General features: G+C 43.7%; 16 protein-coding genes. 4 read left to right on the top strand and 12 right to left on the bottom strand.

Features of this window, described 5'->3' with window-relative positions; genetic code table 11:
• Positions 1-17: 17 nt before the first annotated feature.
• The 9 genes from SPEA_RS11570 to SPEA_RS11525 form a co-directional block, all read right to left on the bottom strand.
• On the bottom strand, positions 18-1376 hold the full coding sequence (locus SPEA_RS11570; RefSeq protein WP_012155442.1) for an APC family permease: 1359 nt from the start codon (positions 1374-1376) through the stop codon (positions 18-20).
• Positions 1377-1390: 14 nt separating this feature from the next.
• A complete protein-coding gene (ltaE, locus tag SPEA_RS11565; RefSeq protein WP_012155441.1) occupies positions 1391-2404 on the bottom strand; it encodes a low-specificity L-threonine aldolase in 1014 nt (337 codons plus the stop codon).
• Positions 2392-3507, bottom strand: a complete 1116-nt coding sequence (locus SPEA_RS11560) for a trimethyllysine dioxygenase (RefSeq protein WP_012155440.1) — start codon at positions 3505-3507, stop codon at positions 2392-2394. The genes ltaE and SPEA_RS11560 overlap by 13 nt, the downstream gene beginning before the upstream one ends.
• 615 nt (positions 3508-4122) lie before the next feature.
• On the bottom strand, positions 4123-4506 hold the full coding sequence (locus tag SPEA_RS11555) for a VOC family protein (RefSeq protein ID WP_012155439.1): 384 nt from the start codon (positions 4504-4506) through the stop codon (positions 4123-4125).
• A gap of 957 nt (positions 4507-5463) precedes the next feature.
• Positions 5464-6333, bottom strand: coding sequence for an SIR2 family NAD-dependent protein deacylase (locus SPEA_RS11545; RefSeq protein ID WP_012155437.1), 870 nt, complete (start codon positions 6331-6333; stop codon positions 5464-5466).
• Complete coding sequence (locus SPEA_RS11540) at positions 6321-7235, bottom strand: protein-ADP-ribose hydrolase (protein WP_012155436.1); 915 nt, start codon at positions 7233-7235, stop codon at positions 6321-6323. Before SPEA_RS11540 ends, SPEA_RS11545 begins: the two co-directional genes overlap by 13 nt.
• Positions 7236-7436: 201 nt before the next feature.
• The gene (locus tag SPEA_RS11535) at positions 7437-8303 is read right to left on the bottom strand and encodes a nuclear transport factor 2 family protein (RefSeq protein ID WP_012155435.1); all 867 of its coding nucleotides are present in this window, start codon (positions 8301-8303) and stop codon (positions 7437-7439) included.
• 174 nt (positions 8304-8477) lie between these two features.
• On the bottom strand, positions 8478-9356 hold the full coding sequence (locus SPEA_RS11530; RefSeq protein ID WP_012155434.1) for an AraC family transcriptional regulator: 879 nt from the start codon (positions 9354-9356) through the stop codon (positions 8478-8480).
• Between the two features lie 118 nt (positions 9357-9474).
• Positions 9475-10779: a GGDEF domain-containing protein gene (locus SPEA_RS11525; protein WP_150102223.1), complete on the bottom strand. Its 1305-nt coding sequence runs from the start codon at positions 10777-10779 to the stop codon at positions 9475-9477.
• A 275-nt stretch (positions 10780-11054) separates the two neighbouring features.
• Between SPEA_RS11525 and SPEA_RS11520 the strand changes: the two genes are divergently transcribed.
• The gene (locus tag SPEA_RS11520; protein ID WP_012155432.1) at positions 11055-11462 is read left to right on the top strand and encodes a LexA family protein; all 408 of its coding nucleotides are present in this window, start codon (positions 11055-11057) and stop codon (positions 11460-11462) included.
• Positions 11463-11464: 2 nt separating this feature from the next.
• A complete protein-coding gene (locus SPEA_RS11515; RefSeq protein WP_012155431.1) occupies positions 11465-12718 on the top strand; it encodes a Y-family DNA polymerase in 1254 nt (417 codons plus the stop codon).
• Between the two features lie 166 nt (positions 12719-12884).
• Here SPEA_RS11515 and SPEA_RS11510 read toward each other — a convergent pair whose 3' ends face one another.
• The 3 genes from SPEA_RS11510 to SPEA_RS11500 are packed head-to-tail and all read right to left on the bottom strand — an operon-like array spanning position 12885 to position 18794.
• Entirely contained in the window at positions 12885-14441 is a 1557-nt protein-coding gene (locus SPEA_RS11510; RefSeq protein WP_012155430.1) for an efflux transporter outer membrane subunit, read from the bottom strand.
• Entirely contained in the window at positions 14434-17568 is a 3135-nt protein-coding gene (locus tag SPEA_RS11505; RefSeq protein WP_012155429.1) for an efflux RND transporter permease subunit, read from the bottom strand. Before SPEA_RS11505 ends, SPEA_RS11510 begins: the two co-directional genes overlap by 8 nt.
• The gene (locus SPEA_RS11500) at positions 17568-18794 is read right to left on the bottom strand and encodes an efflux RND transporter periplasmic adaptor subunit (protein ID WP_012155428.1); all 1227 of its coding nucleotides are present in this window, start codon (positions 18792-18794) and stop codon (positions 17568-17570) included. The genes SPEA_RS11505 and SPEA_RS11500 overlap by 1 nt, the downstream gene beginning before the upstream one ends.
• Positions 18795-19412: 618 nt before the next feature.
• Between SPEA_RS11500 and SPEA_RS11495 the strand changes: the two genes are divergently transcribed.
• Positions 19413-20477 carry an HlyD family secretion protein gene (locus SPEA_RS11495; protein WP_012155427.1) on the top strand — a complete coding sequence of 355 codons (1065 nt, stop codon included), beginning with the start codon at positions 19413-19415 and terminating at the stop codon, positions 20475-20477.
• 1 nt (position 20478) lies between these two features.
• Complete coding sequence (locus SPEA_RS11490) at positions 20479-22023, top strand: MDR family MFS transporter (RefSeq protein WP_012155426.1); 1545 nt, start codon at positions 20479-20481, stop codon at positions 22021-22023.
• Positions 22024-22036 lie beyond the last annotated feature (13 nt).

The raw sequence follows: 22036 nt of genomic DNA, 5'->3' as shown, positions 1-22036 counted from the left end.
GTACCGCTTAGGTTCAACTAGTCAGTGAACAACTCTTCATTCATGCTCGTCTTTGTTTTTCTTTTCTCTGGTTTTCTTTGTAAGGCGTATATAGGCAAACCTAATAAAATCAGGAAGAAAGAGTAAAAGACAATTTCCTGCCCTGCTCCCAAAATACAAAATAAACTATACACAAAGGTGCCGATCCCTAGAACGATGGCGCGGTTTCGTGCTGCCGATGGTTTATCCTGTTTTAAAAAGTAAAACTCAGCAATGGCACATAAGGTATAAGCCATCAAGGTTGCTAACGTCGCCATCATCACTAAAAAAGTAAACGCACCGATTAAACCTTTGGTGTAATTCATTATCAATAACACAGAGACAATTCCGCCCGACACAAATAAACCAAATGTTGGTGTACCATTTTTAGATAAATGTTTAAATCGCTTCGGAAATAAGCCATTTTTTGCGATGGCCATCGGCATCTGTCCACACATTAAGGTATTCGCATTTAAGGATCCTAGCGTCGACAATAAAGCACCAAGAGTTACCACTAACGCGCCAACAGGACCCATTAACCGCTCAGCTGCTAGCTTAAATGGCGCAGTTGAATCCTTAAGTTCGCTCGTCGGTACAGTTAGATTCACCGCTAAACTCACCAAGATATACAAGACTAAGATAGTCAGTACAGAGGCTATAATCGCTCTTGGAATGGTCTTTTCAGGTTTGATCACATTACCCGCAGGAACGGTGGCTGATTCAATCCCTAAAAATGACCACATAACCAACATAGTGGCAGCGGATATTGCCGCAATCGGTGATAACTCAGTCGGATTGTACTCGGGTAGCATTTCCGGCTGCATATTGATTAAGCCTAATACTGCCAGTAGTAACAAGGGCACGATCTTTAAAATCGTCGTGATCACTTGGAATATACTACTGCCCTTAATCGACCGAATATTCAAGCCGATAATAAGCCAAATTAAACCTAAACATGCGACCAACCCGACTTGATTGTGTTCTGCCAGCATTGGCACATAAGCGGAGAGATAACTGATAAATGCAATGGCAACACTTGCTACGGCAGTTAAACAGGAGATCCAATAGCACCAGCCGACAATGAATCCGGCCATAGCCCCTAAACCTGAGTCAGCGTAAATATACAAACCACCGGTTTTAGGTATTCTGGTTGCTAACCTTGCAAATGTCAGTGCAATCAGCACCGTACCAGCGCCAGCGACTAGCCAGCTACTCAATCCTAACATGCCATAAGGGGCTAACAAGGTCGGCATCATAAAGATCCCCGAACCAATAGCACATCCTACGGCAAGCGCCCAAACGCGCCAAAACCCCATGACTCTATGGCCTTGGGAATGTGAAGAGATGTTTTGTGTCATCAGGTGCCCTAGCGTTAAGCCGCTTGTTGAAATAACTCAATAATGGCTTTTAGGTCATCATCATTAATATTTAAGTGAGTGACCAAACGCATCTGCTCACCAGCAGGTAGCAATATATTGTAATTGGCTGCACGCTCAGCAAGGCGTTCTCTCATTGCTTGGCTAACGCTCACATATAACATGTTGGTGTTGGCCTGACCTAACGGGATACTAACACCGTCAATCTGCCCTAGCGCATTTGCTAATTCGCTCGCTCGGCGGTGATCATCGCTCAAGCGACTAACGTTGTTTTGTAAGGCATACAAGCCTGCAGCGGCAATAATTCCTGCTTGGCGCATACCGCCACCTAACATTTTTCGCCAGTGCCTAGCTTCATCGATAAACTTATTTGAGCCTACGAGTAACGAGCCAACAGGCGCTCCTAAGCCTTTTGATAAACAGATTGAAACACTGTCAAAATCTGCAGTTAATGTCGCAGCACTCTTATTACCAGCAACAACGGCATTAAATAATCTAGCACCATCTAAATGCATGCTTAAGCCATGGCGCTGTGCTATCGCTTTAACGTTTTGAGTGTATCCGTCAGGTAAAGGAAGACCTCCATGAGTGTTTTCCAGGCATATCAACTTGGTTCTGGCATAGTGAACGTCTTTAGGCTTAATGGCTTTTTCCAGCTCGGAAAGATCCATGGTTGCATCAGCTTGTAGCGTTAATGGCTGTGGCTGAATACTCCCTAATACCGCGGCGCCGCCGCCTTCGTAAAGATAGGTATGTGCAACGTTGCCAACAATGTACTCATCGCCTCGGCCACAATGAGACAGCAGCCCCATTAAGTTGCTTTGCGTGCCTGAGGGGCAAAATACCGCAGCTTGTTTATTCAGTAATTCAGCTGCATAGGATTCAAGCTGCTTAACGCTAGGATCTTCACCATAAACATCATCACCCGTTTCGGCTGATGCCATTAACGCGCGCATGTTCTGGCAAGGCTGCGTGACGGTATCACTGCGTAAATCGATTACTCCTGCCATGGTGTTTTCCCTTTTAAGGTTAGCTTTTTACTTATGTAATCTTCTCGATTAGTGTAGCCGCCGGCAAGATGTCGGAAGCCGCTAAAAGCGCTACGCGCATGAAGAACACGCCAATTATCAAACCATACCGCACGTCCTGGTTGTAATTGAAAGTTCACCTGATATTTAGGGTCGTTAATTAAACGTTGAAACAGGCCATAAGCATGATAAAAAGCCTTTTGCTCACTAGCACTTAGCATAAAGGGACTGCGATCAAAGTTATTAAAACAAATTTGTTCAAACTGGCCATTAATATCTTCGCGCACAACCTCATGCTGGCCTCTTAATTGGATGCCGGGCTCAATATAATGGGCAGGCACCTTAATCTTGCTCAGAGTCTCATAAGCGGCAGGGTCTTCATTTTTAATGGTTTGAGCAACTTTAAAGCCATCGGCAAATTGGTTAAAGGCCCCTTCGCCGTCGAAGGCCAAACAATGCAATAACTGTAAGCCTGGCGGGTCAAGTGTATATGTACTGTCGGTATGTAGCCCAATCCCCACACTGGTATAGGCACTGTCACTATGAGCGCCATTATTAGAAAAGTCCCATAAACTACCAAATACGGTATCTCGGATATACCCGACTTGATTGAGTAACTTTTTGGTCGCTTCCATATTTGAAGGCATGCCTGAAAATGTCACTAAACCATACCGATCCATACTTTCTAATACTGGCAAAAAAGCAGCATCGTTAGCGGTTACCTGTTCAAAATCAAAATCTGGGACTTGGTTTTGTAGCTCGTTAGCCCATAACTGATATGAGGGGTCATTAACTGGCGTACAGGCCATATTAAAAAGAAAGCTAGCATCAAACTCGCTGACTAGATCACCATCTAGCCAATGAATGCGCAGTTGAGCGCCGTTATTGATAATCTGGAACTGTTCTACCTGTGGCACTGTCGGTAAGGAAAAGGTTTCAACATCTCGTTGTAATGTATCTGGGTTAAGGCTGGACTGATCGGTACTGTGATCTCTTAACCAAAATAAACTGAAGTTTGCTTCATTATTATTAGAAAATTGAATCGCAAGATTTTCATCTACACGTTCACATTTGTGAATAAACATAAAAATAGAACCCTAAGTCAATCTGTTAAATAACAGCTGACACAACAAAGTGGTAACAATTAACCACCATAGCATCGACGATTTAAGATTATCAAGTGCTGACCTAGAGAGCTTTTTCATGCGGGCTAAAATGCGATGTGACTTGCATAATGTTGCTATTGTGTTGGATTTGGTGCCGGTTATCTTGTCCTAGGGGTAATGCTCAACATACTGTGCCATTAGAGACATCATATGGAATTTTTTCGACCAAACTTTCTCATCCAAACTAAGTAAACGGTTAACTAGCCATACAGGCATATAAACCAACATCTGACAATGGCTTAATTTCAACCTTTCTTTAAGTCCCTGCTCTATTAAATTCACTTCACTCAAGGCTATTATTGTTAAAAGCCTTGACCTTGTTTAATTCAGAAGTTAGTTCAAGGTTATTAAGCGCTTACGTAAATCATTTCCCTCTACGGGGTAGCGTTAAGGTGAAAACTCACCTTACTACTGCCCTTACCCATTTATTCAGTTCATGAACCTTCATGAGCTCGGTTTCATGAGTTAGTCTTTAGGTATCAGGTGCCATTTTTATTGTTATTGGCTTCATTTTAGAGGCTGCAAGTTAAATTGTTACCAAACATTAACATTGTCCGAATCGTTAAAGTCTTTTCTTTGAGGATTCACTACGCAAAATCGATGACCTGTCGGTGCTTGCATCACGACCCAGCGCTCAAACTTTTCTATAATTTTCGCACCTAAAGCCTTCAAGCGCGTCACTTCAGCAGTGATATCATCTGTCTCGATATCAAGATGAACTCGACTCTCATGAGTTGTTTTTTGAATCAATATATGAGGTTGATCATCGGGTGCGTTAAGGTGTGAATATCTTGAAGACCAGTCTTCACTTGAACGCACGCATTCAAGTCCTAGTGCCTGCTCCCAAAAGATATTAGCTTCCTCAATATCATCAACTTTGCTGTCTATTACCAATGCAGCTAATCTACTTTTATGCATAACACTTTCCTGTGTAATTACGTCCAATTGATGGGGGAGTTTTTATAGAGTTTCTTGTCTAAAGAAATATTGAAGTAGTTAACACCTACCCTTAGGTTAATAGTCTTCAGATAAATCGAGGGGCCACTTGAACCCTAGTACGTTGATCTTAATGGCCGAATGTGCATGACGAGATGTGAACCGTAGAGTACACTTTCATCAATTTATCAACTGCCGTTAACTTTAGTCAATTAAAAAACAGAATGAAAGACTACGCCAACCTACTTACATCAGCTTTGTTCGCATCGTTCATTATCACTATTTTTACTGCTATTTTTATTAGCGGTATCGATAGTAATTTCATTTTACTCGTCGGATTATTTGGCTTTTTGACATATGGCACCACACTGAGCTTTATTTGGTATTGTATTCATAAATTATTTTTTGATTCTGCTCGTAGTTTCTCTGCTCATAGCAAAAGCGCCATACTGAGCACATCTACCGTCATCATAATAAACGCTATGGTTATTTTATACGCAGAGATAATGAATGGTTGGCTACTTTGGGGGGCTATACCTTTTATTTTGGCTGGCTCTATATGCACCTTATTTATCTATAAAAACATTCATCTTAGTGACGCTTGCTGATTACCATAACGTATGAGTAAATATGCTCCGCTATACATAACATTTGTGTACAGTTTCGACCAGATTTTAACTGTTTCAACTGATTTAAGCCATTGACCTATAAGACCGTAAAGCTGAGTCGCTCGGCTGGATTGATGAGTTTGGGGAGCTTATTTTGGGGGCTTGGGTACTTAGAGAGTTTGAGTAAATTGTTCAGACGCTCTATGGTCAACGATTGCTGAGTCAATTAGGGTTTAATCAAGTACTGTGCGCCCAGTTAATTAGTCCCCAAGCTCCCTACTCTACAAGTTTAACCCGTTTTATTACCTATCAAATGTAGTCTCAATTTATCTTAACTCGCTGTGAGAACTTCAATGAACTCATTTAAATCGGCTTCTATTCCTATCGCTTTGGTTGCAAGTTTTGCAGGCACTTCAGCATGATCTAGATTGACTCTAATCAGATTTGCATTAGGCAGACTCATTGTAATTTGCTCCATTGGCATTCTAATGACTGTAGGAGTATTAAAGCCTGAGCCCAAGTCGAGCAACAGAAGTTGCTTATCTGCGACCTGGTTTAACCAATCTATAAGCTTGATTCTTTCAGGCTCATGGACCGAATCGATAAATGAGCCATCAATTCTAGCGTGGATAAACATCTCACCGCCACAATTTGGACAGCGAGGAATCGCAATTTCATCTGTTAACACTTGCTCATCGGCATCATAGTAAGCTTCCATCTGGTCTAAAAAGGGGCGAATATCCCAGACTTGGTCGCTACATGGCGTTGTACATTGGATTTTTCCATAGTCCCCTTGAGGTGAGTAAAATCGGTTTTTATCAAAGCCATTCTTGTAGAAAAGACCATCAACATTTGATGTCATCACAAAGTAGTCTTTGTCAGCTACGGCGCGCCGTAATTGTCGATATAGTTGATTGTCATCTTGACCAAAGTACACATATTCAAGGTGTGCCTTGTAATATCCCCATTGCTCTAACTGAGTCCAGTGTGGGTAGCCCATCAGCTGATATTGGGCCGTGAAGCCCTTTTTAACCCAACCAGGAAATACTTGTGCAAATTTATCCTGATCGAGGTAATTAATTCCCGCTGCAGCACTCAAGCCTGCGCCGGCTCCAATGAGAATCGCATCGGCCTGGTTCAATAGCGCAGGTATGCTGGTTAAGGTGTTTTGATCGAGCGCTTTAGCATTCAAAGCTGACATACATAATCCTCCAGTGCTGATTGGTATACATGGTGGTCGTACTCACTAAATACGTTGAAGACTATTGTATCGAATTGATCTGGATTCTCCATTAACCACTGAGTCACGGTATCGAGTGCGACTCGTGTGGCTTGTTCAATCGGGTAGCCAAAAATACCGGTTGATATAGAGCAGAAAGCTAGACTGCGAATACGCTCAGTTTGCTTTGCTAGGGTTAAAATACTGCGATAGCTGGACGCGAGTTGTCCTGCGTGTATCGGCTGAATCATATTTTGTACAATAGGCCCAACGGTATGGATCACAAATTTAGAGGGCAAGTTATAAGCTCGGGTGATCTTTGCTATGCCAGTCTCTTCAATATTGCCTTGTAGCTCCATAATCACCTCACAATCGGCTCTTAACTGCGCCCCAGCTCGATTATGAATAGCGTTATCGATGCACTTATGCTGAGGTTGAAAACAGCCAAGCATTTGGTTATTGGCGGCATTCACTATAGCGTCAACCGCGAGTGTGGTTATGTCTCCTTTCCATAGGATTATTTTAGTATCGCCTATGATTACAAAAGGTTTTGCAGCTATGTCTGTTACATCGGTTCTCTCACGTTCGGCGCTTTCTATCTGTAGTAGTTGAGTCAGTGCATCCGTACTCTCTGCTGACAAATAATTTGCAGGCAAAACCGTCATGGCGTTATCTAATAGTATGCGCTGACTTTGAGCGTCGTGATCTTGAAAATGTGTGATCCCGAGTGAAACCAAAACCTCAGAGAGCTGGTTAAGTAGCTCGCTCACTAATTGGGCCTTGCTTTTTGGGGAGCTTAAGTCCGGTTTAAATGGCTCATAGAGTGCTATTTGCTGAGCATAATCTTGGATATTGAGTCTGGTCACTTTCACTTTCACTGTCATTGTCACTTCACTCTGATGCTTACACGAATAAAAAGGCCGCTAACTATCCATGTGATAGCTAACGGCTTACTTGGTGCTAGCATGTTTACTAGCGTTGTACTCGCGATGAGTATTGGCTGTGCTAAATAGCTGTGCTAAGTAACTGTATTAATGTTAAGTAGCAGTATAAATAACCGCACTAAATAGCCATTCTAGAGCACGTTAGAAACCAAATTTACCGTTAGTATTTTTCCACTCCGATTGAGCTGGAATCGTTTCGATAGTGTCCCAGTGCTCAACGATTTTACCGTTCTCGAGACGGAATAAGTCGTAGAAGGCCACATGTTCATTGGCGAAGATACCTTCACTAATAGAGACTACAAAATTGCCCTCCCCGAGAATTTTATGATTTGTGTCATACTTCATCGTAAGCCCTGCATTAGCCAGCTCTTCGAGTGCCTTACCAAGACCGCTTAAGCCATCGCCGATCCCTGGGTTGTGTTGTATGTATGCGCTGTCTTCGTTGTCGATGAACTTGTTTATCTGGCTCATGTCGCCATTCATCAAGATGGTATTAACAAAGTCTGCGACTATAGCTTTGTTCTCTGCCGTCTTATCTAAGTCGGTAATGGCCGTGCTGCCGTCAAGCTGAGTGTGTCCGCTTGGATTTACTGGTGCAATTACTTGTAAGTTATCCCAGTGCTCAACAATTTTGCCATCTTCAAAGCGGAATACATCAAAACCGACTTTAGGTCCAAAAAAGTTGTATTCAGTATGAAGCACAACGTAATTATCGTCTTGAATTGCTCGCTTAACACCGGCTTTCGCGCTGCCTTCTGGCAGGGCCTGTAGCACCTCTCCAAATCCCGCTAATCCATCACCAACGGCTAGATTATGTTGCGTATATTGCGCTGCATTAATGTAGTTGATTGCTGCTGGGTCGCCTGTTTCGATGCTTGCAATTACGGCTACCGCTTTCTCTTTATTGCTCATAGACTCTGACTCCGATGTTAAATGAGAACAGGCCACGAGACCCATTACGCCAATTACAGTTAATGTTTGTGTGAACATTTTTGATAGTTTATTCATTGCTTCCGTCCTTGCCTGAATGAATTATAGGTTAGTAGACAAGGGATTTTTTTGCAGTGTGGAACTGTGCCGGAAAATGGTCAATATCGAACCTTGCAGATAGCTTTAACGCTAACCGACTGAAAATTATGACAATTGGTGGGTTTGGGACAATGTGGGTTTAAGCAGTTACCGCTATAGAACAGGTTTACGGTATTTGGTCTGAAATTGTGTCGGCGTTAGCCCGGTGAGATTCTTAAAATATTTAACAAAGTTACTGGCATCTTCGAAACCGAAGTCATAGGCCATCTGTTGTGAAGCTGTACTATTAACCACTAAGCGCCTTTTCATCTCAACGACTGTAAAGGCGTCAATCATCTGCTTTGCGGTTAAACCCGTTGCCAACTTACATACTTGGTTAAGGGTTTTATAGGTGGTGTTGAGTCGATGTGCGTACCAGTTGGCGTCACGCACCCGCGAAAAGTTTTGCTGCATCAGTTCAAAAAATCGCGCTAAGCGAACATTTTGTTCCACCGTAAGCCTATCGTGAACGGACTCTGGGCGTAAGCGATGAAAAATCAACGCGAGTGCAGAGAAAAGATACATGATGATTAAGGGCTCACAGTTCTCTTGTTGCTGCTCGGTAATCATTTCAGCGATTAATGTGCGAGTACGCTTGCGATCAAGCTCGCTCAGCTGGGCCTGCGGTGAATGGGAGGCGTTAAGATGCGTAGGCGTATAATTTGGCAAGCGCATATTGCTATGCAGGCGGTCTAAAAAGGCTTGAGTGAAGAGTAATATTTTACCTTGTGGTTTCGATGACAGATCAAAGCTGTGTACTTGTTCACGCTGCACAAAGATAATTGAGCCGGGTTCGAATGGATACTCCTCAAAATCCACCATGTGGCTACCTTGCCCGGCTTCAATACAGATGAACATGAAAAAGCTCACCCTATGGGGCATTTGAGGCTCGTGATCTAGGCTAGGTCTCGAAAGTAGAGAAGCAAGCTCAATGATTTCAAACTCGGCTTGATTGGATTTTTCATGGTTAAAGCCGATTTTTGGGATGGGCATTGCCAGCACGTCCTACCGAATTTGATTAGTTTGAATTGCTTATCTTGAAACATTGCAATGGATTGCTCGCTAAGCTTAGCATTGTTGAATGCTACGTGATAATTAGATGCACTATCACTCAGCTATGACGATGAATAGTGACTTTATTTCGTCCAGAGTTCTTCGACTCATAAAGAGCTTCGTCAGAAAGATGAAATGCTTCCTGCAATTTCATTTCAGACTGGGAGTAAATAGCACCTATAGATATAGTGACGGCTATATCATTGATGGTTTCACTATTTATCGTGCTCAATAAACCATTGGCTTTGCTATTGAATTGCTCGAAAGACAGTTCACCATTAAAAATAACCACAAACTCTTCGCCACCCCAGCGGATAGCGAGATCAGTTGAGCGCATGGAGTTTTTTATTCGATTAGCCACTTCTGCAATCACAATGTCACCAACAACGTGTCCATATGTATCATTGATTTTCTTAAAGTGATCGATATCAATTAGGCACATAGAGTTAACAGACATTTTTTTACTCATAAAACCATCTTTTCGATAGAAGCCTGATAACCTATCTATGCTGCTTTCGACATAAAACTTTCTAATGTATGCAGCAATTAAAAAACAGCCGTGTATGATTAGCGTACATATTAAAATGGCAATAGAGTTGTACAGTGTAGGTGTTTTTATTGTTAGGCCCACTTTTCTATCTTCGGTCTTAAGTGCTAAGGATTCGTATATAATCGTACTGATGTTTTGACGGTCTTTATCTGACATTTCAAACCAAGTAAATTCTTCATCATTAAAATTTTCTATGAAATCATTTAAAAAATTACTTTTTACATCAATAACTAAAACAGAAAAAACAACGCCTTCTAAATATAGTGGGTAATAAATTGAAAATAACTCTTCATTGGTTCCCTCTTCTATATAAGGACCGAAAACTCTCACTGTTTCAAATACAGTTAAACCACTTCCTTCTAGTGTTTCTTCAATATTTTCTAATTTTAAAATACGTTCTAGGTAGTTTTCCTCAGCAAAATCCTTATCAAAAAGGTTTATGTACTCCTCTCTAAACGGCCTTGGAATGACATACTCTGGGTATACATTCGCGACCGTCCATAAGTTGCTAGATATGATTGGATTGATTTTCAATACAGCAAATAGATTATCTATATGTTCAGATAGGTCTCGAATTTTTTTAGCTTCAGAATTTTTTACTATGACCCCCTGTTTTAAATCATTTGATGGTAGAGAAATGTACTTACTGTTAAGGCTGTTTACATTAAAACGGTATATTGCATCACTAATAAAAAGGATGTTAGTTAAAAACTTACTATTCAACTTACCTTTATTAACAGTCAAGAATAAATTAACTATACATATAGAAACAATAAAAGATAAACAAATGCTGAGCGCACATCTTCTTGTCATATCATTTAACATCCAGCAATAGAAATAGACTAGAGTCACAACCACAACTCATTGATCAACAAATACTTCTCATTATTCACTAAGAATAATCTTACATAAATTTGAAGCGATAAAAGCTATTGTAAATAAAAGTGTAAGTATTGAAAACCTGTCTTTAAATACCATGTTATTAGAGGAGAATGCTGCAAACTGCTCACAGATAGTTGTCATCCTTATTGCGCAAAATGATATAAAACCACTATACTGTATAAACATACAGTTAATTATTTTTTAGCATGAACATTATCCCGATTGCAGCCAGTGCTGGCATTACAGGCTTTGAGTCCCCCGCTACCGATTACCGGCAACTGCCGTTAAGTCTTGACGAGTTACTGATAGAACATCCGAGTTCAACGTTTATTGGCCAAGCCAATGGCGACTCTATGCAAGGTGTTGGCATCTTTGATGGTGACATTTTAATTGTCGATAGGCATGTTGAGGTTCGCAATCAAGACGTGATAGTCGCCAACTACAACGGCTCGTTTGTTTGTAAGATTATCGATAAGGTAAATCGATTACTGCTATCCGCTAACGAATCCCACATGAGCACGCCCATTCTTGAACACGATACTTTTAGTGTTGAAGGCGTGGTTATACGTTCTATTCGCTGTCATCGTAGAAGCTCAATTTTAGAGAACGATTAATCATGTATGCACTTGTGGATGCAAACTCATTTTATTGCAGCGCCGAGCAGGTATTTAGGCCTGACTGGCGTAACCGCCCTATCGTAGTGCTCAGTAACAACGACGGGATGATTGTTGCGGCGAACAGATTGGCCAAAGAGGCTGGAATTAACAAGTTTGGTCCCTACTTTGAAGCACAGAAACTGTGTGAGCAGAAAGGCGTTATCGCGCTGTCTTCAAACTATGAGCTCTATGGCTCGTTATCTGCAGCAATGATGGAGGTAATTGGCCGTTTTGCACCGGAGCAGCATATCTACAGCATCGATGAGTCATTTCTATCATTTAAGCACTGTTACCCCGCTATCCCTTGTTTAACTGAGCATGCGATGAAAATAAGGCGCGCCGTGTGGAAAGAAACTCGGCTTCCGGTCTGTGTTGGGATTGGCCCCACGCTCACTTTGGCTAAGGTTGCCAATCATGCCGCCAAGAGAATCGCCGGATATAACGGTGTATGCGCTATTAGCAGTGATGAGCAGCGCATTTCGATTTTAAAGACCATGAAAACTAACGATGTATGGGGCGTTGGCAATCGAATCGCTAAACGACTCGGGATGATGAATATCCACAATGCTTTTGCTTTGTCACAAATGAAAACCGGCATCGCTAGTAAGCAATTTAGCATCGAGCTTGAACGTACAATTCGTGAGTTAAATGGTGAAGTGTGCAAAACTTGGGATGAGGCCCGCGCAGACAAGAAACAGATATTTTCAACCCGCAGCGTAGGCAATAGAGTCACCGACTCAACCTCCTTGTGTCAGGCGTTAAGCAAGCATGCTTCAACCGCAGCAGCAAAGGCCAGAACCCAAGGTTCGCTATGTAAAAGCATGCTGATTTTTGCCTCAAACTCGCCTTTTGATGAGCAGCCCGGCGGATTTAAGTTTGTTCATCATTTTAATTATCCAACAAATGACACCTGTGAGCTGATTGAGGCAGCAACAAGAGCCGCTATCGTCAGATTCAACCCCGCTATACGTTATTACAAAATTGGTGTGGGCCTGATCAACCTGTGCAGCGAGGCCAACTTACAAGGCGACCTATTCGAGAAGTGCAGGAACCCAAACAAGATGTTGGTGCTAGATAGCATTAATGCAAAGTACGGCACAGACTCTCTGTTTCTGGCCGCCCAAGGCATATCACAGAAATGGGGCATGCGCAGAGAGATGCTCACACCACAGTATACGACGCGGTGGAAAGACATTCCCTTGATTAAGTGTTAACCGAGCAGTGGCAAAATTAGCATGTTTTCGGGGGCAGTGCGGAGTTGTAGTAACTGAATTGTAGGAGCTGAGTTAGGAGCTTAGTTGTAGGAGCAGTGTATCCTAGCAGAGCTCTGCGACTAGCCTCCCGAAATTGGAGGACTAATCGCTCAAAAATTTTTATTATTTATTGATTAGTGACTTCTTCAACTTGTTGCTTGCCAGTCGGTTTTTCAAGTTCAGCCTTCATCTCATCACGGGTCAGTACTCCCCCACCCAGCGCACGATAAAGCGTAATCATCGACAATAATCGATCACGTTTCACCTGACTTAGAGTCAGTTCGGCGCTAAACAGACTTCGCTGTGCATCCATCAGATCCAACGAACTCGACACACCATTTCGGTATCTTAACGTTGCTAAGCGGGTATATTCAGTTGATGCCACGACTAATTCCTGCTGAGCGTCAATCGCGAGCTCAGAGCGTCTGAAACTGTTCATCGCATCATTTACTTCAAAGTATGCCCCAAGCACCGTACTTTTATAACTGAGCATAGCCTGTTTGGCATTTTCCTGAGCAATATCATATTGAGCTGAGATCTTACCTGCATTGAAAATCGGAGCGGTTACCCCGCCTAAAAGCGACCAAGTCAGCCCCTGGCTATCAAATATGTCACTGAGGCTTTCAGACTCAGAACCATAGCTGCCGCTAATGGTAAATTTAGGAAAGAATGCTGTTTTAGCGACACCGACATTGGCATTGGCTGCAACAAGAGCTTGCTCAGCGGACTTTACATCAGGGCGTTGTGATAGCATCTGTGATGGAATACCCACTGCAAATGAGTCTGGAAACAATGCTCCTTCAGCTTTTAACTGCGCTTCAGTTTTAGGAATAAGGGGATACGTAAATTCGCCCAGTAATATTCGCAGCTGATTCGCCTTTTCACTTCGCTCATAATCAAGATCCGGTAGTGTGACTCTGGCACTTTGATACTCCACCTCCGCCTGCCTAACTTGCAGGCCCGATATCACACCATTTTGCTTACGTAGCCTAGCAAGATCTCGCTCTTTTTTACGTAGCTCGACAGTATTAAGCGATATTTGATAACGTTGCTCAACATCGAGCCATTCATAATAACGGCTGGCAACATCACTGATTAGACTGATGGTGGCTAAATTAAGTGCTTCTTGTGAAGAGATGAAGTTGGCAAATTCAGCTTCACTTCTTCGACGATTCGCTCCCCAAAGATCCAATTCCCACGAAACCGTACCGGCAACATAAAAAGTATCTTCTTTAACGGGATCAGTACTGGTCAACGCGCTATCTAATGCTCGCTCACCATTTGCATCAAGTCCTACAACTGGAAATAGTGCTGCGTCAGTAACCGTAACCCCAGCTCTTGCGGCTAACAACCTTGAGCGCACTCCCTCTAAATCTAGGTTTTGATCGAGAGCATGTTCTATCAATACCTGTAGATCAGGATCGAGATAAAAATCACGCCAATGCTTCAGCCCAACATTCTGCTCATCGGTTTGCTGCAACTCGTGGTGAAATTGCTCCGGTATTTCAAGATCGGGTCTCTGGTAATCAGGCCCCATGGCGCAACCAGAAAGTAGCAAAATCCCACAGGCGACACTCAATACTGAGGTGTTCACTCGAAATGCTCGAACACCACCGATTGGCATCTTATGCTTGATATAGGCTTGAGTGATATTGAATTGACTGATATTGAATTGATTAGGCATGAGTCGACACCTCCACTGTATCGGCTTTGCCGGTGATTTTAGAGCGAACCCAGCCTGCCGTAGTCACAAAAAACAGCGGTACCATAATGATGCCAATGGTTGTCGCGAAAATCATGCCACATAAAATAGGAATAGAGATACTTTGGCGGCTGACAGCGCCTGGCCCGACAGAAAATACCAGTGGCAGTACGCCAAGAATAAAGGCTAATGAGGTCATTAAAATAGGTCTAAAACGCATATTAGCCGCCTCAATGGCTGAATCTAATCGGCTCTTACCTTCTTTATGTAATTGGTTGGCAAACTCGACAATCAATATCGAGTTTTTTGCAGCCATTCCGATCAGTGCGATAAACGCCACCTGAAAAAAGAGATTACTTTCCATGCCGCTCACTAAGGTCCCCACTGATGCACCTAACATCGCAATGGGGGCGATGAGCAATACCGCTATCGGCAGAGTCCAGCTCTCATAAAGCGCGGCAAGAAACAAGAACACAAACACCATCGCTAACGTCACCGCAATAGCCGTTTGATTGGCAGACTGCACCTCTTGATAGGTTATTCCGGTCCACTCATAACTAAACTCGTCAGGTAGCATGGGTTTTGCAACCCGCTCAATCGCGCGGATCACATCGCCTGAGGCATAACCCGGTGCAGGAGATGCATTAATCGAAGCGCTGGTAAACATGTTGTAGTGCGTGAGCGCTGCAGGCCCAACCGAATAATCAGATGTAGCCAATACACCTATTGGTACCATGGCGCCCGATGAGGAGCGAACATGGTAATCCTCTATTTGATCCGGAAATTGACGATACTGCTCTTCTGCTTGTACTTTCACTCGGTACACTCGTCCAAATAAATTGAAGTCATTAACCGTCGATGAGTCTGTAAATGTTTTAATGGTGCCATAAATATCAGACACCTTAACCCCAATGGCCATGGCTTTAGCTTCATCGACATTAAGGTGTAACTGCGGAATGGCAGTTTGCAGTGATAATCCGGCTGTCGCTATCTCGGGTTGCAGTTTTAAGGCTTCAACCAGTTCATCAGCGGTTTCCATTAAGCCTTTAAAGTTACTCCCTGAAGTATCTTGCAGCTCCATCTCTACACCTGAGCCATTGCCGAGGCCTGGGACTGCCGAAGGTAAATAAATTTTGAATTCAGCCTCGAGCACATCATGGAGTGATTGCTTAATCTCGTTCATCACTTTTTGTACGGTTGCATCATTGTCCACGCGATCTGACCAAGGTTTTAGAATTATCTCAAACTGACCGTTTGCTTGATTCGAACCCGAGCGTCTGTTTTCACCTGCTAGGGTAAACGAGTAAGCTACCGCAGGATGAGCAAGAACTGTGGCTTCGGCTTTCTTAAGGACATCTTGAGTACGATTAACCGTTGCCCCATTAGGCAGTGACACATCGATAAAAAATCGACCCTGATCTTCATCTGGCATAAAGCTCGATGGCAGCGAACTCATTGTTAAGTACACACCGCCCACCATTAAGGCAAATAACAGATAACTGCGTTTGGCGTGCTTGTTGGTTAACACCACCAATCCGACATACTTAGTTGTGGCTGTGTCTAAACGATCATTCATCCATTTGAAAAAGCCTGATGTCGCTTTATCTCCTGGCCTGAGTAATAACGCACAAAGTGCCGGCGAAAGTGTCAGCGCCACCAGAGTTGAAATCAGTACCGCAACCGTTATCGCGACAGCAAACTCTCGGTACATAATACCGGTGATCCCAGACAAGAAGGACACAGGCACAAACACCGCAGCAAGCACTAGGCTGGTAGCAATAAGCGCACCAGAGAGCTCCTTCATGGCAACCTTAGTTGCCTGGGATGAACTCAGCCCTTTTTCATCCATTAAACGTTCAACATTTTCCACCACAACAATGGCATCATCGACCACAATACCAATTGCCAGCACTAGCGCTAATAAACTCACGGTATTGATGGTAAAACCAAAGGCAAGCATGGCGGCTAATGTGCCAATTAAAGAAACAGGCACCGCAATGGCGGGGATAAGTGTTGCGCGAATATTCTGTAAAAACATGAATACCACTAGAATAACCAAAATAAGCGCTTCAACTAGGGTCTTTACTACCTCATCTATTGAGTTTTCGATAAACACGGAGGCATCAAAAAAGACTTCCCAATTCATCCCTTGAGGGAATTTTTGAGCAAGTTTTGCCATCTCACTTTTTACTTTTTTAGTAACCTCTAGCGCATTAGCACCTGGCAATAAGTAAACCTGCAAGATGGTGGCATTGTTGCCATTGAGTTGTGATTGCAGTGTATAAGAGGATGAACCGAGTTCAATGTTGGCAATGTCACGCAAGCGTATAATCGAACCATCGGCGCTTGCACGCACAATAATCTCGTTAAACTGCGGAACACTGCTCATTCGGCCTGCGGCGGTGATTGGCAGAGTCATACTCAAGGTGTCAGCATTTGGTTGGGAGCCAATACTGCCCGCTGGCGACTCCTTGTTTTGCGCTTTTATCGCATCGATAACATCTGAGGTAGTGAGCCCATAACCCGCCATTGTGTCGGGGTTTAACCACACTCTCATTGAATAACTACGTGCACCTGTATTTCTGACTCGTCCCACACCCGGAATACGTTTTAAGGCTGACTGAATATTAATAGTGGCGTAGTTACTTAGATAAATTTCATCATAACGCTCATCTTCAGAGGTTAAGGCTAATTTGAGCAGCTCAACAGAGGCTTCTTTGGAAACTGACACCCCTTCGGTTTGCACATCAATAGGCAAGCTCCCCGTTGCTTGTTGCGTTGAGTTTTGTGCATCAACAGCCGCAAGATCTGGGTTTGTACCAACATCAAACGTAATCGTAATGTTGGTGCTACCAGAGTTGGTACTCTTAGAGCTCATATAAATCATATTTGGCAGGCCATTAAGCTCTTGCTCTAATGGTGTAGCCACAGATTCTGCCGCGGTAGTGGATGTGGCACCGGGATAGGATGCCGATATTTTGACCTGAGGCGGTGTAATGTAAGGATATTGGTCAATGGGTAATTGAAACATCGCAATTAAGCCCAGCAGCACAATGACAATAGAGATGACACTGGCAAATACGGGGCGATTAACAAAATACTGTGCCATTAGTTATCCCCCTGTTCCTGCTCAAGCTTTTGTTGCTTCAATGCTTGCGCTTTTTGTTTTACATCCTCTTTCTTATTATACTGCTCGGCAGTTAACGGCTCTGCCAGTTGCCCATGACGGACACGGTGCATGCCTTCGACAATGACCAACTCTCCCGCTTTTAAACCACTTTGTACTACTACGCCCATTTCACCTTGATGTTTTATCACGATAAAGCGGCGTTCAACTTTATTATTGGGCAGCACAATCATCACATAGACGCCACCTTGCTCAACTTGCGTGGCTTTTTGCGGGATAACGATTGCACCACTCACTTCACTGAGCTTAATTCTGACATTGGTGTATTGGCCCGGCAGTAACTCTTTATCTGGGTTGGGGAGTTCAGCCCTTACCTGAAAGGTCCCAGTTTCAGGGTTGACCGAAGGATCGGTAAAGCCGACATCACCTAAATACCGGTACTCACTGTTATCTGGCAATGTAATTGTAACGAAACCTTCAACGGCTTTACCTTCTGATTCAGCGGCTTGTTGTTCTTTGTCACTGGTCATCCGTCGGCGCGCATTAAGATAATCTAACGCCGACATATTAAAGGTGACATAAATAGGGTCGACCTGCTTAACCCGAGTTAATAACGATTGACCGCTGCTACCGACCAATGCGCCGATATCAACTTCTGAGCGGCTGACTAATCCACTAATGGGAGACTGAATCTCGGTATAACTGAGTTCAAGCCTTGCCTCTTCAAGTTCGGCTTTACTTGCTGCAACACTGGATTTTGCTTGCGATAGAACCGACAGCGCATTATCAAAATCTAACTGACTGGCAGCGTCTTGCTCATACAAGGGCTTTAAACGTTCGACATCACGTTGCGCCTTTTCAAGTGCTGATTGCTGGGATTCAACATTAGCACTTAAACGATTAACCACAGCGACATAAGGCCGATTATCGATACGATAAAGTAGTGCCCCTTCTTTGACGGCACTGCCTTCGATAAAAGTTTTGTTTTCAACAAAGCCATCGACCCTCGCTCTTACTTCAACATCCAACGAGGCCTTTGTTACTCCGACATAATTGCCATAAAGTGGCACAGTTGCTGTCGATACCTTTTCAACAACAACTAATTTAGGGGTGATTTGCACTGGTTCTTTTTCGCAGCCAGTAATGAGTGCCACTGATGAAAAAAGCAGTGTTAATTTGAATGCTGTGCTGTTGAGATGACTTGGCATACGTTCGTCCCTAAATGTGCTGTTCACAAATCTCTAAAGGGTGCTGGTAAAATCAATTAGATGTAATTGAATTAGCACTAATTATTTTTGTAAAAAAGATGTGGTGCCAGTGTATAGTTTATGTGAGCGCTGCAGCAATAGTTAACGTAATTAAAATCAGATTTGAAGTAAATGGCATCTGATTTAGCCTTAGCGACTTAAGGATGCACTTGAGTCAGCGGTACATTGCTTAACCAGTAGCAATAAACCATTAGTTACCAATAATCAGTATTTTCAAAAGACTAGAAGAGGCGACACTTATTAGTGCTTACAGGATAGTTTTCGTAGAAGTGCAGAATGCGAAGAAAAATGTATACCGCAATATTCTAATCGCTGGCGAGATATTCCTTTAATCAAATGCTAACGCATAGCTAACACTATGGTTAACATGCTTAATTATTCCCTCTACTCAATATTAAATCGGCTTCACTTTTATGCTTTTTTAGTCACTTACATTGTGACTACTACAAACGGGGTCTAGTATTTGTGAAACGAATGAATGTTTCGCCGAGCTATCAGCTTCTTAAGTACAGGTTCAACCGCTCGGCTTACGTCAAATAACCTAATTGGGTTAAAATAATGAGCGAAAATTTAGCAGAAACATCAGCACCAGCAGAGCTAGAACCAAAATCCCACCTAATACGTAACCTTATCATTGCCGCCACAGTGCTCGCGGCACTTGTTACTCTTAGTTATTTCTATATTCAGCATCAAAAGAACTACCCGAGTACCGATGACTCCTATGTTCATGCCAACATCATTTACATTGCACCACAAGTCCATGGCAAGGTGATCAGCGTTAATGCATCTGATTATCAAGAGGTCAGCCAAGGTGACTTACTGGTACAGATCGATCCAGCCCCCTTTCAGGCACAACTCGATGAAGCTCGCGCCGCTTACGAGGTGGCGATACAGAATAATGCCGCCAGTGATGATGCGATCCTGGCTGCCAGTGCCAACGTTAGAAGCGCCGTGGCTCAACTGACCGATGCTCAGGCAACCTACCAACGTATTAAGCAACTGGTAGCAAAACAGTTACTGCCAGCGCAGCAACTCGATGATGCCCGCGCCAAGCTCTCCTCCGCTGAAGAGAATGTGATTGCCGCCCGCGCAACCATGTCACAACTCATTAAAACCCAAGGCGCGCAAGGTAATGCCGCACCGGAAGTGAAAAAGGCCGCGGCGGCGCTCAGTCAGGCCAGTCTGTCTCTTTCATACACCAATATCTTTGCTCCCAAAAGTGGCACCTTAGGTAAGTTAACCGCCCATGCGGGTAGCGTGGTGTCTGTTGGCCAAGCATTGGTGCCCTTGGTTGAGGCCAATACCTATTGGGTACAAGCTAACTTTAAAGAAACCCAGCTAGAATTGATCACTAAGGGAATGCAGGCAACAATCACCTTAGATCTCTACCCGAGTGTGGATTATCACGGCACCATTGAAGCCATATCTCCCGCTAGCGGCTCATCATTTTCACTGCTGCCTCCAGAAAATGCCACCGGTAACTGGGTAAAGGTCCCGCAACGTTTCCCTATACTCATTCGTCTTGCTAACGAAAGTGAACACCCTGACACTCCGTTACGGGTGGGCGCTAGCGCGAATGTCACCATAGATACAGTTAGCACAGCAAACAAACAAGAGCAGTAACATGACCGAGCTCTCTCAAGCATCGTCAAGCCCTGGTGATGCTCAAGTATTAAGTGAAGGCAGTCGTAAACTGGTGACCTTGGCGGTGATGTTATCCGCTATCATGGTCTTACTCGACATGACGATTGCGAATGTTGCCCTACCGCATATGATGGGCGCATTGGGGGTGACGTCCGATCAAGTCACTTGGGTACTGACCTCCTACTCTATGGCTGAGGCGATATTTATCCCGCTAGCCAGTTTTCTTGCGCTTAAATTTGGTATTCGTAATCTACTATTGATCTCAGTCAGTGGATTTATTGTCAGCTCGGCTCTTTGTGGCCAAGCCGATACCATTACTGAAATGGTGACCTTTAGGGTGATGCAAGGAGCATTTGGCGCTTCGGTGATCCCTCTATCTCAGTCAATCATGGTGCAGATCTATCCCGCTAATCAGCGCGGTAAGGCGATGGCACTATTTAGTGTTGGCGTATTGCTTGGGCCAATTCTAGGGCCGACACTAGGTGGGATCATTACCGAAAACATGGATTGGCGCTGGATTTTTTACGTTAATCTACCCGTTGGCGCCATCTGCCTTACGCTGATTTACACCTTTGTTAAGCTCAGTGGTAAAGGTAAACCTAAAATTGACTGGCCAATCGTTATCGCAATGACAATCGGTATTGGTCTGCTGCAGATGGTGCTCGACCGGGGTAATCAAGAATCTTGGTTCGAGTCCAATACCATCTTGTTTTCAACCATAATCAGCGCCATTGCGATTATTTTCTTTGTGGCACGCTCTTTTACGACTAAGAGTGAGATCGCTCCTGTTTGGTTATTGCGAGACCGTAACCTTGCAATGTCATGTCTGGTTATGGCTGGCTTCTCGATGGGAATGTTCGGTATCACTCAGTTGCAACCTATGATGCTAGAGCAGTTATTAAATTACCCGGTAGAAACCACAGGCTTTGCCATGGCGCCAAGAGGTCTCGCATCAGCATTTGTGCTACTGATGATGGCGCGCTATATGGATAGAATTGATGCCAGGTTGTTGATTGTTATTGGCCTGAGTCTTAATGCGCTCGGAACCTATTTGATGACGCAATACTCCCTTGAGATAAACATCTATTGGATTTTATTACCCAGTATCATTCAAGGCGCAGGCATGGGCTTAGTGTTTGCGCCTCTTAGCCAGTTGGCCTACGCCACCCTTGCCCCCAAAGACACAATCGGTGGTGCCGTGGTGTTTAACTTATGCCGCACCATTGGCGGCTCTTTCGGGATCTCTATTGTGAATACTTATTTCTTCCGTACCCAGCAGCGGGAATGGAACGAATTAGGCGGTGCACTTTCGCCAACCAATCCAGTTTTACAGCAAGCGGCACAAGCCCAAGGAACCACTATCACCGACCCGACATTTTTGGCTCAGATGCAAAATATCTTACATCAACAATCAACCTTGACGGCGTTCGTATTTACATTCGGTTTTCTGTTGGTCTCCTACCTGTGTCTCATCCCGCTATTGGCCCTGTTTAAACCCAAACCTAAAGTTGTGCCCGAGTCGTAATCATCAAGATCGA

The sequence above is a fragment of the Shewanella pealeana ATCC 700345 genome (genome assembly GCF_000018285.1).
Lineage (GTDB): Bacteria > Pseudomonadota > Gammaproteobacteria > Enterobacterales > Shewanellaceae > Shewanella > Shewanella pealeana.
Note: the sequence above shows the minus strand (reverse complement) of the source record. Positions and strands in the feature narration are given on the sequence as shown.

What these genes read in the sequence shown, in the direction of transcription:
- SPEA_RS11570 (WP_012155442.1), bottom strand. Translation starts at nt 1,376, where the DNA reads ATGACACAAAACATCTCTTCACATTCCCAAGGCCATAGAGTCATGGGG.
- ltaE (WP_012155441.1), bottom strand. Translation starts at nt 2,404, where the DNA reads ATGGCAGGAGTAATCGATTTACGCAGTGATACCGTCACGCAGCCTTGC.
- SPEA_RS11560 (WP_012155440.1), bottom strand. Translation starts at nt 3,507, where the DNA reads ATGTTTATTCACAAATGTGAACGTGTAGATGAAAATCTTGCGATTCAA.
- SPEA_RS11555 (WP_012155439.1), bottom strand. Translation starts at nt 4,506, where the DNA reads ATGCATAAAAGTAGATTAGCTGCATTGGTAATAGACAGCAAAGTTGAT.
- SPEA_RS11545 (WP_012155437.1), bottom strand. Translation starts at nt 6,333, where the DNA reads ATGTCAGCTTTGAATGCTAAAGCGCTCGATCAAAACACCTTAACCAGC.
- SPEA_RS11540 (WP_012155436.1), bottom strand. Translation starts at nt 7,235, where the DNA reads ATGACAGTGAAAGTGAAAGTGACCAGACTCAATATCCAAGATTATGCT.
- SPEA_RS11535 (WP_012155435.1), bottom strand. Translation starts at nt 8,303, where the DNA reads ATGAATAAACTATCAAAAATGTTCACACAAACATTAACTGTAATTGGC.
- SPEA_RS11530 (WP_012155434.1), bottom strand. Translation starts at nt 9,356, where the DNA reads ATGCCCATCCCAAAAATCGGCTTTAACCATGAAAAATCCAATCAAGCC.
- SPEA_RS11525 (WP_150102223.1), bottom strand. Translation starts at nt 10,779, where the DNA reads ATGACAAGAAGATGTGCGCTCAGCATTTGTTTATCTTTTATTGTTTCT.
- SPEA_RS11520 (WP_012155432.1), top strand. Translation starts at nt 11,055, where the DNA reads ATGAACATTATCCCGATTGCAGCCAGTGCTGGCATTACAGGCTTTGAG.
- SPEA_RS11515 (WP_012155431.1), top strand. Translation starts at nt 11,465, where the DNA reads ATGTATGCACTTGTGGATGCAAACTCATTTTATTGCAGCGCCGAGCAG.
- SPEA_RS11510 (WP_012155430.1), bottom strand. Translation starts at nt 14,441, where the DNA reads ATGCCTAATCAATTCAATATCAGTCAATTCAATATCACTCAAGCCTAT.
- SPEA_RS11505 (WP_012155429.1), bottom strand. Translation starts at nt 17,568, where the DNA reads ATGGCACAGTATTTTGTTAATCGCCCCGTATTTGCCAGTGTCATCTCT.
- SPEA_RS11500 (WP_012155428.1), bottom strand. Translation starts at nt 18,794, where the DNA reads ATGCCAAGTCATCTCAACAGCACAGCATTCAAATTAACACTGCTTTTT.
- SPEA_RS11495 (WP_012155427.1), top strand. Translation starts at nt 19,413, where the DNA reads ATGAGCGAAAATTTAGCAGAAACATCAGCACCAGCAGAGCTAGAACCA.
- SPEA_RS11490 (WP_012155426.1), top strand. Translation starts at nt 20,479, where the DNA reads ATGACCGAGCTCTCTCAAGCATCGTCAAGCCCTGGTGATGCTCAAGTA.